Origin of the sequence: Arcticibacter sp. MXS-1 (assembly GCF_041902385.1) — a bacterium.
Lineage (GTDB): Bacteria > Bacteroidota > Bacteroidia > Sphingobacteriales > Sphingobacteriaceae > Arcticibacter.
On the sequence record NZ_CP169244.1, the window covers coordinates 812,936 to 826,813 of the forward strand.

Here is a 13,878-nt window from a genome sequence, read left to right on the forward strand (position 1 = left end):
GCGGCTCCCGCTATGCCTGCGACGTGCTGCACCGTAAACTCGGGAGGACAAATTCTGAAGGCAGCGGCTTCTGTGCTATAGCCGGTGCCCAGCTTGTTAGTTGCGTAGGCTCTTATATAATAAGTGTACCCTGGCTGTAAATTCGAGATGGTGCTAGAGAAACTGCCGAGTCCATCACCATTTGAAACACGATCATCAGATATAGTCGGATTACCTGTTGTGTTCCAACAGAAGCCGCGCTCGGTTACAGGAGCACCGCCATCTGGCGTTACTATTGCAGTAGCGTCTACCGACGAGTTTGTCATTGCAGACAAGGTGACCTTGCTTACAGAGGGCTTAGACAACACGATTGTATCACGTAAGCAGCGTAGAGAGAATGCATAGCGGGCTTTCGGATTTGACTGCACTTCTGAGCCTGCGCTCCAGATTGCAAGGTGATTTGCATTAGTTGTCGTTACTTGAGTGGACGACCAGAACTCGCCATAAGTCCCTCTATAGACGAGGCTTCCTCCGTCTAAGAATCCGGCAGCATGAAGTTTCAGTTCAGAAGCATATGGTGCCACGTAGTTAGTCCAGTTTTGAGGAGCGCCGTCTGCATTTGTCCATTCTATCGCACTTGGAATTCTCCATCCTCCGCCAAGCAATAAATTACATGGATCATTTTCAGGCAACCAATCACTACTTTCTGTTATCGCTGAGGTCCATGTTGTAGGATAACGAGCATTGGTAAACTGGTATCCCTGAGACCTGTTAAATTGCCAGTACCATCCGGCGGAAGGCTCTGTTGCGTCAGTAACAGCCGTTGCCTGCTGGTCAGCGCCAAGGTTCTGCGTGATCCAACATCTGGCTGCACCTGAAGCCGAGCTACTTACAGATTTATAGGTGACCGTCTTGGAAACCGGCGCCCCATTCAAGCCCTCCACGTGCTGGACAGTAAAGGAAGGAGGACAAATCTTAAATATCGTAACGACCGAACTGTAGGCAGTACCCTCACTATTAGTTGCGTAAGCTCTTACATAGTAAGTTGGGCCCTCTTTTAGCCCATTTAGCGTACTATTGAATGCACCGGTACCCGTCCCCATTGGAATAGGATTATCAGATTTAAGTGGATCACCGGTGGTATTCCAGCAGAATCCGCGCTCGATAACTGCTGCCCCTCCGTCAGGCGTGACGGCAGCAGCAAGATCAACGGATGTACTGGTCATGTTCGAGATAGCCGCATTACTAACCGAAGGTTTTGAGACCGTCATGGTATCACGCAGACATCGCAGGCTAAAGCCATACCTGCCTTTCGGATTGTTTTGAACTTCAGAGCCACCACTCCAGATTGCAAGGTGGCTTGCATTTGCAGCAGTTGATTGTGTAGACGACCAAAACTCACCATACGTCCCTTTATACACCAAGCTTCCGCCATCAAGGAACCCAGCTGCGTGTAGTTTTAAATCAGAAGTAAAAGGCTGATTATAGCTGGTCCAGCCTTGAGGAGCCGCGTCTGCCGCTGTCCATTCCGCCGCGGTTGGGATTCGCCAGCCTAAACCGAGCAGCTGATTACATGGATCATTTTCCGCAGTCCAGCCTGTATTTTCGCTAATTGAAGCATTCCACGTTGAAGCGGGTGTTCGTGTAGTTCCATCATGCTTAAATCCTTGCAGTCGATTGAATTGCCAGTACCAGCCTGCAGAGGCCTCCGTTGCGTCAGTTACGGAGGTCGGACGCTGGTCCGCTCCAAGATTCTGGGTGAGCCAACATACAGACTTGCCTGTCACGTTGCTACTAACGGAGTGATAAACAACCGTTTTAGTAACAGGGGCTCCATTTAATCCCGCGCTATGAAGAACAGTAAACTCAGCCGGACAGATCCTGAAGCTACTGACTGCTGTATAAGCAACGCCTGCGCTGTTGACAGCGAAACCACGTACAAAGTATGTCGGTCCTTCCTTAAGTCCTTTCAGGCTTGCCGTAAAGCTTCCCATACCCGAACCCGCTAAAACTGTATCATTTGCTATGGTCGGTATACCACTCGTACTCCAGCACAAGCCTTTCGCTGTAATTGGTGCTCCCCCATCCGTTACAACGCTTGCGGTCCCGTCAGCAGTAGATGATGTTATATTTGAAATAATCAAATTACTTAAGGAAGCCCGAATGGCTGAGGTTTTCAAACTGTCGAGATTTCCATACCCCGTCCCTTTGCTATTTATAGCAAAAGCCTTTACATAGTACTTCGTGCCTGGCGATAAGCCGCTAAAGTCGTTCGTATAATAGCCCGTATCACTGACGCTATTTGTTGCCTTTGTAACGACAGAAATATCAAACACCTTGTTTGTACTCCAAATAATCCCCCTGCTGGTTATCGGCATGCCACCGTCATCGACAACATCACCACCACTAGTAGCTCTTACACTATCCACATTGAAAGGAGCTAGTGTAATTACAGTAGGAAGCATTACCGGTAAAGTTTTGAACTGAACCTGACTTCCGTAGCCTGTTCCAACCGCATTGGTGGCATACGAACGAACATAATAGGTTGTATTCGGACTGAGTCCTTTCATCTTTGATATAAAGCTACCTATTGTATGTACTGTGGTATCAACAGTTTTAGTAGCCAACGAAACTTCAGGGTTACTGTAGGTGCCCCAAACTATACCTCTTGAGAGTATTTTCGAACGACCGTCATCTGTCACCTCTCCCCGCTGGTAGCAGTAGTAGCTACAATATCTGTAACAGGCCGGGTAGCCGTCAGTGTAGGAATCCCGTTCGTTTGAAACGTTCTTTCAATGCCATATGCAGTACCGATTTTATTGACAGCATAAGCGCGAACGTAATACAATGTATTCGGTTGAAGCCCGGTTAACATGGCAATATAACTCGCCGTACCCGATCCGTTGGTTGTCCTCGAATCGGCCACCGTCGGATTAGTGTGAGTTGCCCAGCAAATCCCTTTCAAAGTAACATCAGCCCCGCCGTCACTTATGATCTCTCCGCCTGACATCGCTGACACACCTGTTAGCTGACTAAGCTCAATTGTGTTTAATATAGGTGCAGTCGGGAAGATTGTAACCGTTACCTGATTACCATAAGCGGTTCCAGCACTGTTGACAGCATAGGCTCTGATATAGTATGAAGTACTTAGCCTCATTCCGTTAATCGTACTACTGAACTTGCCAGTTCCGACACCGTCGACTGTTTTATTCGTGGTAACAGTATCTGGATTAAAGTTGGCATCGGTGCTCCAGATCACTCCCCTTTCCGTAATCGCCGCACCACCATCTTTCACAACTTCGCCCCCCGTCACCACACTCGATTTTGAGACAGGAGTAGCATAGGAGGTCGTAACGGTAGCAAGAGCAGGAGGCGTAGTAAATTCGACCTCATTTCCGTACGCCACTCCCTGATTATTGACAGCATATGCGCGCACATAGTATTTCGTTACCGGAGTGAGGTCCTTTAGTTCACTATACCAGTTCTTCCCGGACCAAGAATCATAAATAGTCTTAGTGTGCAGGCCGACAGTAGGATTCGGACTAGTACTCCAACAAACCCCGATATTAGTAATGTCTGTCCCTCCGTCTCCAATCAACGTTCCGCCGGAAGTTGCAGAGTACCCTGTTGAGGAAGGAGACGCAGCCATTGTAGTGAGAGTCGGGAAGTCGAGTGTGGTGAAGCTAATTTCATTACTTGCATACGCTGTTCCTATGCTGTTTATCGCATATGCTCTAACGTAGTATGTCGTTCCTCTTTTCAGACCCGTGATTCCGGAAGCGAAGCTCCCTATACCAGATCCAGTTTGGATCGTCTTATTAGCCGAAACTGTATCAGGACGGAACCCTTTCGTTGTACTCCAAACGACGCCTCTGGTAGTCACTGGCTCTCCACCATTGTCTGTAATTACACCTCCTGAAGTTGCGGTCAATCCATATACATTCCAGGGGTCACGCGTTGTAAGCGTTGCAAGGGTAGCCGGATCAGTAATAAAGCTGAGCAAATTGCCGTAAGCGGTACCAGCTATATTTGTAGCATAAGCCCGTACATAATAGGTCGTATTACCTTTAAGTCCGGTTAACTTACTTGAGAAGGCGCCAGAGCCACCGCCATTAACCGTGCGGTTGAGCACAACAGTATCTGCTTTAAAATCAGGATCTGTACTGAAAACAACTCCGCGCGCTGTAATTGTAGCACCGCCGTTATCCGTGATGTCACCACCGCTAGTTGCTTTTGTTGGCCCGTTAGCGGTCGTGTAAGCAGTTGTAACTTCCGGTAGTCTCGGCGTCTTAAAGCTCATTTCCTCGCCATACGCTACACCAACAGCGTTTACAGCGTAGGCTTTTACATAGTAAACTGTATTAGGAGTGAGACCACTCATCCGGGCAGTGTAACTGCCCTTAAAATAACCCGTCTCGGCAGTTCTGTTTTTTACCGTTAATGTATCAGGATTAAAGCCCTGCTGAGTACTCCAGTACACGCCCCGCGTAGTGACAAATGCGCCGCCGTTGCTTGTTATATCTCCCCCACTCGTTGCTTCTGTAGATGAGGTCACCTCAGGCGATACTGTTTTTACTGTCGCCAGGACGGGAGGTAAGGTAGTAAACGATTCAATATTGCCATATGCAATTCCCACACTATTCTTCGCATACGCCCTCACGTAGTACGTAGTACTGCCCATAAGGTCTGTAATTGTACGAATAAAATTACCAGAGCCTGTGCCGTTACTAATGTGATCACTTGTGATATCCGGATTTGAATTTGTACTCCAACACATGCCACTTTCGGTGATCGTAGTCCCTCCATCTGAAAGAATACTACCACCGGCATTCACCGACACACTTGTTACAGTTGACAAATCTGGAGGAATAGTATTAATTACGGGATAGTCGAAAGTTGTAAAACTAATTTCATTGGCAGCGTATCCGGTACCTGCACTATTCTGAGCATACGCTCTCGCATAATAGGTAGTACCACGGCGCAGAGGCGTCATCGTAGAAGTAAAGTTGCCGGCACTTGACTGCACGGAACGATTGGCTTTTACCGTATCCGGAATAAAGCCAGACACAGTACTCCAGACAAGTCCTTCTGTCGTGATTATTGCTCCTCCATTGCTTATAATTGTTCCTCCAGCGATAGCGGTTGTGCCGCTAACTCCACTCCTTCCAGAAGTGGTAGTCAGGCTTGGAATGATCGGAGGAGCCGTTGTAAAGCTTTCAACATTACCATATGCTGTGCCAGCGCTATTTACAGCATATGCGCGCACGTAATATGTGGTGCTTCCTAACAGATCCTTCATGGTATGAATGAACTGTCCAATGCCGACACCACTCGTGGTACGCAGATCATTAACCGTCGGATTTCCGGTTGTATTCCAGCAAATGCCGCTAGTGGTCACCGTAGCCCCTCCGTCGCTAATAATATCGCCTCCGCCTTTAGCATCCACACTAGTAACATTATAGACAGGAAGGGTGGTAATAGTCGGAATTGTGTACGTTGAGAATGAGATCTCATTGCCATACGATACTCCAACACTATTAACAGCATAAGCCCTAACATAGTACTTCGTATTAGGGGAAAGTCCGGTCAGCCCTCCAGAATACGACCCTGATCCGTTGCCCGACGCAAGATGATCGCCATCTACAGTGGGCTTTCCTGCTGTATTCCAGCAAAAGCCACGCTCTGTTACATCGGCACCGCCGTTACTAATTATGTTCCCGCGTCCCGTTGCTGTCGTTCCGCCAATATTAATAATGTCTGTGGTAACGACCGAAGCCAGGACAGAGGTTTGAGTTTTAAGACTATCAAGGTTGCCGTAGGCTGTGCCAACACTGTTAGTCGCAAAGGCACGGAAATAGTACTTAGTACTTCCCGCGAGATCCTTTAAGGTAACAGCAAAACTGCCTGTTCCTGCTCCACTTGCGATGTAATTTCCCGCTGTGGTAGGATTAGGAGACGTGCTCCAACAAACTCCGCGGGTGTAGACATACTCACGCCCGTCATCTTTTATATAACCCCCTACTACTGCAGACGTTGACGTTACATTTGTCGCTGAAATCGTAGTAATATAAGCCGTTGTAGCCGTAGTGAGGCTGTCTAAATTACCATATGCTATGCCATAGCTGTTCACGGCGTAGGCCCGAATGTAATACTTCTGGCCAGGTTTAAGGTTGGTCAGGTGACTGGTGTAAGAGCCTAACCCTATACCAGAAACAGGATCTGAAGTTTTATCTGAGTTGATCGTAGGATTTGGAGTTGTGCTCCAACAAACCCCGCGTTGAGAAATTACTTCGTCTCCTGTGTAAGTTATATCCCCTCCTGAATAGGCTTCGAAACCGGTTACATTACTTGGAGGTGTTGTCGATAAGACAGCAAGCGAAGTGGTTCTAAAACTGGTCTCTCCACTTATCGCTGTACCCACACTATTAATAGCATAAGACTGTGCGTAATAAGTTGTATTAGGAGATAAGCCAGTAAGGTTAACTATGAACGTTCCGATATCCGTTTTGTTCAAGGTACCAGAGGCTACGTAAGTGTAGTTAACCCGGTCGGTACTATATCTTATCCCCCTCTCAGTTATCGGATCGCCCCCATTGTTGAGAACAACAAACTCGCCTACTGCCGACGTATTAGTAATGCCGGTAATATCAAAAGTCGGCGGCATTACAGCAGCTAAAATAGGAGGTAATGTAGTGAAAGTCTTGATTTCCCCGTAAGAAAGGCCATAAACGTTCTCAGCGTAAGCTCTGACATAATAAGTAGTATTAGCGAGCAGATTCTCCACCCTTGTCGGGAAAATACCCTCGCCCGAACCATCGTTCGTAACGACTGCCTTAGGATCATTTACAGGATCTCCGCTTGTTCCATAAATTATACCGCGTTTAGTGATAGGGGCAGAACCACGACTGGTAATATTACCGCCACTTTCAGCGGCCATGCTTGTTACATTAGCAGGATCAAGGGTAATAATAACAGGAGCATCAGGATTGACAATGTGAATCAAATCATCGCCGTATGCTACCCCCACAATATTCTTTGCATAAGCACGGATATGATAGGTGACGTTTGGAGTGAGGCCAGGAATCAAACTTGTATACCATCCAGTACCAGTCCCATCAATTGTCCTCGTATTTGCGATAGTAGGATTCGCTGAGGTGCTATAGCAAACGCCTCGCTCTGTCACTGGTGCCCCTCCGTCGCTAAGAACGTTACCTCCGGTAATGGTTGTTCCCTGAAATACAGAGGCGGCAGAGGTTACAACTTTAGGCAAACCTGGCACAATTAGACTATCAAGATTACCATAAGCAACCCCTGCAATGTTCATTGCGTACGCACGAACATAGTAAATTGTGCCGGGAACTAGTTTGGTCATTTGGCTGGTGAATACGCCCGAACCATCTCCAATTATGGGCTCGCTGGTCTTGGCGGAATCAATTGTTGGATTCTTACCCGCAGACCAGCAAATACCACGGCCTGTTATAACAGAGAAACCTGTATTGGAAATTGTTCCACCGCTCTGAGCGGTGGTGCCAGCAAGACCACTTGGTTTTGTTGTAACAATAGTGGCAAGCGCCGCTGTAGTAAAGCTGGTTTCACTGCTATATCCAATTCCTACGCTGTTTTTGGCATAAGCTTTAACTAAATAAGTTGTGCCCTGAGATAATCCGCTAAGACTAGTAATAAATGTACCAAAGTCGCCTGGCGTAGATGTAGATGAGGGAACATAAGTGTAGTTTATCCCATCGGTACTATAGCACACTCCTTTTTCCATTACAGGCGCGCCGCCATTGTTTAATAAAAGCGCAGTTCCGGTCGCCGAACTTCCGGTTACGTTACTAACGGTCAGTGCCAGGTTCAGCTTAGGTACGACAGGCGGTGGCGTAGTGAACACGACAAGGTTACCATATGCCTTGCCGGCAGCGTTCACCGCATAAGCTCTTATATAGTAAGTTGTATTACCTAAGAGTCCCCTCAATGTGCTCGGGAACGGACCTACCCCTGAACCATCATCTGAGATTACAACAGAGTCAGCGGTGAGAGGATCGCCTTTTGCACCCCAGACAATACCCCGGCCAGTGACCGGCGAGCCGCCATCTGCAGTAATATCACCCCCACTTACAGCGCGTATACTTGAGATACTATCCGCAGCAAGGGTGATAATGGTAGGCGGAGCTATCGGGGTTGTAAAAACAACATCGTCACCATAGACAATCCCCTGGTCATTTAGAGCATAGGCCCTGACATGATAGGTAGTTTTAGGTAATAGGCCTTTAAGGCTGTCAGGGAATATCCCGATTCCTAAACCAGCAGTAGTATTTTTAGTTTTAAAGACGGAGTTAGTGTCGGGGTTCGCGCTCGGACTCCAGCAGATACCTGCCAAAGTTACCGGTGATCCTCCGTTCGTAAGTACATGGGCACCGCTTAAAGCTGCATAACCGGTTAAGCCTGTTACAGGCAAGGTCTTTACAACCGGCTTACACGTCAGGTCTTGCCAGCCAGCTCCGTCGAAATAGCGAATCGATTTGGATACTGCATTAATATAAAACGCCCCTATAGAAAGTCCAAGAGGCGAGGGATTTGTGCTGAGCACGGGAAGCTTACAGGTTTTGACCGTAACGCCTGTACTAAAGCCTGAGCTTTCCTGCAGAGTTCCGTTAATCAGCTCTACCATTTTGCTCCATGTGCTACCACTATATATCATTACGGCCTTTGTCGTGGTGTTGTAGTAAATAGCACCGGCTTTGGGAATGCCTAAGGGCTCAGTGGACAGGGCAGGCAAGTAAGGGATACCCTTTTTTACGACGAAAAACTCGTCGACCGTATTAGAAGAAAAATTATTGGTACAGAGTGTTTCCCAACCAGTTCCAGTATAGATCATCGGCTTTAACTCGACACTACTGAACACGAGCATGCCCGTCTCTGGCAAGGGAATGGAAGAAGGATCAACTAAGGGTAAATGAGGAATACCCCCCACAACGCGAAAATAGTTTTGAGCCCTTACAGAACCTGTAAAAGCCAAAACTATAAAAAGTAATATTTTCGCAATCGCGCGTAGTCTTTCCATTGGTGATAAATAGAATCGCCTAATTATCCAATTTCTTAAGGATAGAGTCGATCTGCTGCTGCTGTTTATCCAGTCGCATTTGCAGTTCTACGATTTCCTGCTGCTGAAGTTTCATTTTTAGCTGCTGTTCTTTCACCGCCTGGATTAAGACGCCTGTCAACTGAGAATAATCTACTTTATAAAAACCGTCGGCCCCTATCGTCACCATTTCAGGATAATACTTTTTAAGCTCCTGCGCTATCACCCCTATTTTCGGTCCCTTAGCATACTTTTTCTGATCCTTATATTCAAACCTGACGCCTCGCATCTTTTCTAAAGATTGCAATACATTCCCCAGCGTTTCGATCTTCGTCTTCAAGCGAAGGTCAGAAGGGGTATAGAGGTTGCCTTTTACTGTAAGATCCTGAGCCAGGATAGCACTCCCGGAAGATTCAAAACTTAGCCCGCGGCCATCCTGTCCATCGCTACTAATTGAATAGGTTAAAGTCTTCAGATTCTGAGTTGCTGTATGATTGCCCAGATTATCTCCTGGCACTGAAATATTAGAAGATCCGTCGAACGGTACCCCATTGATCGTAATTGGAGTAGTAAGGCGGGTGGCAGAATAAACGTTCTTTGTCGCATCTTTCGTGTTATCAACGTTGTTCAGCGCTAATAATGCCTTTACCTCATCTGCAGACAGTTCCTTGGGTGCAGAAGCTACTGCCGTATTGTTTCCAATAATTGAGTTAGCAGCAACAGGAGCGATCTTTGACAGAGTCAAACTTTTGATAGAAATATCGCTCCCTGAATCATCAAAGTCTGTTGAGCTTAAATACTTAGAAGCACCGCTGGCTCCGACCCTTACTTTATCATCCGTAAAGATAGCGTTAACAGGAACTGCCGTTTCTACAGTTAGGCCATTGACCTTATCTGCGTCGTCTACCTTATTGTTGCTATTGGCATCGTAAACAGACTTCGTCATATAGTTTCCTCCCACCGTGCTAACAAGGACATCCACATACGTCTTATTCGCTCCATCTGTCGGCAAAATCGGTGTCGCCACATCTAACAACCTTTTACCCCCAATAGACAGGTCGGTAGCAGGAGCACCGAAACCACTTAGTGGGATGTCTGCCTTGGCTGTAGCGACAGCTTTGTTAGAGGCATCACCGACTAAAAAATGACCCTGAGAGAGTGCATTGCCATTATCCACCGGCACCCATTGACTACCATCGTAAACCATAAAAGTTTTAGTCGTAGTATTGTAGTAAGTACTCCCAACGGTCGGACTTGCAGGAGGAGTCGGGCCAGATGGAACGCTACCTGCTTTACCATCCACATACTTCTTTGTAGCTGCTTCCTGATCGGTGCTTGGATCAGCGAGATTCGAGATTTTTTTACTTCCTAGATCAATGTCGGCCGTTGCTGCAGCAAAGCCGCTTAATGGAATCGTATTCTTGGCTGTAGCAACTGCTTTATTGTTTACATCCCCTACGTAGAATTGATCCTTTGCCAATTTGTTATCTACCGGAACCCATTGACTGCCATCATATACATAAAAGGTCTTATCCGTCGTGTTATAATAGGTACTGCCTGCCACCGGATTGGCGGGTGGGGTCGTTGCTGACGGCACACTTCCCGTCTTTCCGTCTACATACTTCTTTGTGGCTGCTTCCTGATCCGCAGAAGGATCAGCCAGGTTTGAGATCTTATGACTTCCAAGATTTATGTCCGCTGTTGCGGCGCCAAAGCCGCTTAAAGGAATAGCGCTTTTCACTGTAGGCATTGCCTGATTGAGCGAATTTCCAACATACATCGACCCTTCTGACAACTCGTCATCCAATGCTCCCCAACGAGTTCCATTATAATAATAAAGGCGGTTTACGCCAGTCATATAGAACAGCGTACCGGCTTTGGGGTTCGTTGGGAAAGTTGCAGCAAAGACAAGTGGATTTTGGGAATCGACATATTTCTTGTTGACCCCATCTGAATCTGCAGTAGGATCAGCCAAGTTCGCGATTTTATGACTTCCCAGGTCTACGTCTGCTGCAGCCGCGCCAAAGCCACTTAATGCGATCGCACTCTTTGCTGTAGCAACGGCTTTATTGTTTACATCCCCTACGTAGAATTGATCTTTTGCCAATTTGTTATCTACGGGAACCCATTGGTTACCGTCGTAAACATAGAACGTCTTATCCGTCGTGTTATAATAGGTACTCCCTGCAACCGGATTGGCTGGTGGGGTAGTTGCAGATGGCACACTTCCCGTCTTTCCATCTACATACTTCTTTGTTGCTGCTTCCTGATCCGTAGAAGGATCAGCGAGGTTAGAGATTTTATGACTTCCAAAGTCTACGTCTGCTGCAGCCGCACCAAAGCCGCTTAATGGAATCGCATTCTTTGCTATTGCAACGGCCTTATTGCTTGCATCACCAATATAGAACTGGTCCTTAGCCAACTTATTGTCAACAGGAACCCATTGGCTGCCATCGTATACATAAAGCGTCTTATCTGTTGTGTTATAATAGGTACTTCCTGCTTGAGCAGGAGATGGGGCAACGGAACCTGTTGGAATTCCCGCTTTTTCATCTACGTACTTTTTTGTAACAGCATCTTGATCGTCAATCGGCTCTGCGACATTTTTTATATTAAAATTAGTAGCCCCGTCGCCCATCATTAAATTTCCAGAGGCAGGGCCAAAGTCTGTTATAGGCAATGAACTTTTAGGTGTTGCCTCCGCCTGATTTGATGCGTTTCCCACCAAGATGGAGCCGGAAGGGATTGTAAGAGAAGAGGGAGTAGCCAGCTTTGTATCCACATAATTTTTGGTTGCAGCGTCCTGAGGGAACATTGGATCTGCCAGAAAATTAATGCTATATTGAGTTGTTGCATCTCCCATCTTTACATTATCTATAGCCTTCCCAAAGCCACTTAAAGCGATTGTATTCTTTGCCACAGCTCCTGCCTTACCGGAGGGACCTCCTATAAAAAAGTAGTTGGTTTGCAGAGCTAAATTATCAGCAGGATTTGCAAAAAGGCCATCAATGTATTTTTTATTTACTGCGTCTTCATCGGCAATAGGGTTACCCAGTCCGGTAACTTTCATGCCTCCCATCGGGATGTCTGAAACTGGAATGCCAAAAGAACTTAATGAAACTGAACTTGGAGTTATTGCAGAGGCTTTCCCGGTTGCATCTCCCAAAAGTAAATTACCGGTTGGTAAACTGACGCTTTGAGGATTAATAACACGAGTATCTACGTAGTTCTTCGTTACTGCATCCTGCGGTGCTGTGGGCTCGCCAACCCCTGTCAGTCTAAACGTAGCCAAATTCAGGTCAGCAGAGGGAGAACCGAAAGAAGAGAGTGCGATAGTATTTTTTGCAACAGCGCTAGCCCTCCCTGAAAGGTCGCCCATTAAAAGCATACCGTTAGCTAGTGCCATATTCGATGGAGCGATAGACCGATTGTCAACGTAGTTTTTAGTAGCCGCATCTTGATTATTCGTAGGATTAGCAAGATTAACGATCTTATAATTTGCAGTTCCGTCACCCAAAGAAACATTAGCATTTGGATTACCGAAACCGCTTAATGGAATGCTGGACTTAGTAACCGCAGCTGCTTTTCCGGAGGAATTTCCCACAAACAAATTTCCAGTTGGCAACGATAGAGTCGAAGATGGATTTGCAAACATGAAATCAAGATAAGACTTCGTTACTGCGTCTTGTGGTGCCGAAGGGTTCGCTAAGTTCGTAATTTTGTAATTTGTGCTGCCATCGCCTAAAGCAACGTCGGCAGTTGCTATACCAAAACCACTTAAGGGAATGTTTGCTTTATCCAACTTATCGTCGTTGATAGCTTTTGTCTTAATTGTAAGTTTGCCCGCGTTTGTAATAGTAGCATCGCCTGAAAGAGGAACGCCAACCGGCACATTAGAACTGTTTCCCACCAAAACGTAACCATTCGACAATGTGCTGCCCGCAGGAACCCACAGGCTTCCGTTGTAAACGTAAAGCCGATGCTCTGAGGTGTTATAAAACAAGTCGCCTTCTCTCATCGTGCTTGGATTTGTAACACCGGTAGGCGTTGACCCATTTGTCGAGATCTTATGCCACCCCCCATCGAATATATACGTATTTTTATCGTCAATATTGAAATACATATCTCCAGTCTTGGCGGTAGTGGGAAACTCAGCAGAAGTGCCACTTGGCACACTGCCACTTCCTATCGGGATCCATGTCGTGCCATTAAAAAGATAAAGCTTGTTCTCTGTAGTATTATAAAAGCCCGATCCTAATTTTGCACTCAAAGGCATTTCGGCAGTCGTACCTGAGGTAAACTTTGTAATATCCGCATCTATAGCCTGAATGGCGGCGTTTTGAACAGAGATCATCAAATTGCGGTTGTCGTTCTCCGGATCGAAGGTAGCAATAGGATAACCGTTGCTTGTAGGCCGAAAAAGTGTACCGGTCTGGCCATATGCAGGATACGTATCAAACGCATAAACAGCACCTTTTAAGTATGTGACATCTGCTTCGATGTAGGTCGAGCCTTTTGCTTCCTTAATTATGTTGTCAATCCTGTAGATTTTCCCTGTAGCATCGGTAATAATATCTCCAGCCAAAATTGAATCGGCGGAATAGACATAAGTAGGATCTTGAAAATCACCTCCAATTTTATAAGTTGAAGCTGGGTTGCTCGGCATGTCGAGCAATGTAATTTTAAAACGTCCGTTTAATACGGTCTGAGCAAATGAGATTGACGGAAAGCTCGCCAAAAAAGACACCATCAATATCAACCGTAGTACACTTCCGTAGAATAGATTAACTTTACAAACCAGATGAGAGGCCATGCGA

General features: G+C 46.5%; 2 protein-coding genes. Both read right to left on the reverse strand.

Features of this window, described 5'->3' with window-relative positions; genetic code table 11:
* Positions 1–2,677: 2,677 nt before the first annotated feature.
* Positions 2,678–9,043 (reverse strand): beta strand repeat-containing protein, encoded by a 6,366-nt coding sequence (locus ACES2C_RS03465; protein ID WP_374165621.1) that lies wholly within the window; start codon positions 9,041–9,043, stop codon positions 2,678–2,680.
* Positions 9,044–9,062: 19 nt separating this feature from the next.
* Positions 9,063–13,874 carry a tail fiber domain-containing protein gene (locus ACES2C_RS03470; protein ID WP_374165622.1) on the reverse strand — a complete coding sequence of 1,604 codons (4,812 nt, stop codon included), beginning with the start codon at positions 13,872–13,874 and terminating at the stop codon, positions 9,063–9,065.
* Between the last annotated feature and the right edge of the window lie 4 nt (positions 13,875–13,878).

Coding starts and splice junctions, on each gene's coding strand:
- ACES2C_RS03465 (WP_374165621.1), bottom strand. CDS start 9,043: ATGGAAAGACTACGCGCGATTGCGAAAATATTACTTTTTATAGTTTTG.
- ACES2C_RS03470 (WP_374165622.1), bottom strand. CDS start 13,874: ATGGCCTCTCATCTGGTTTGTAAAGTTAATCTATTCTACGGAAGTGTA.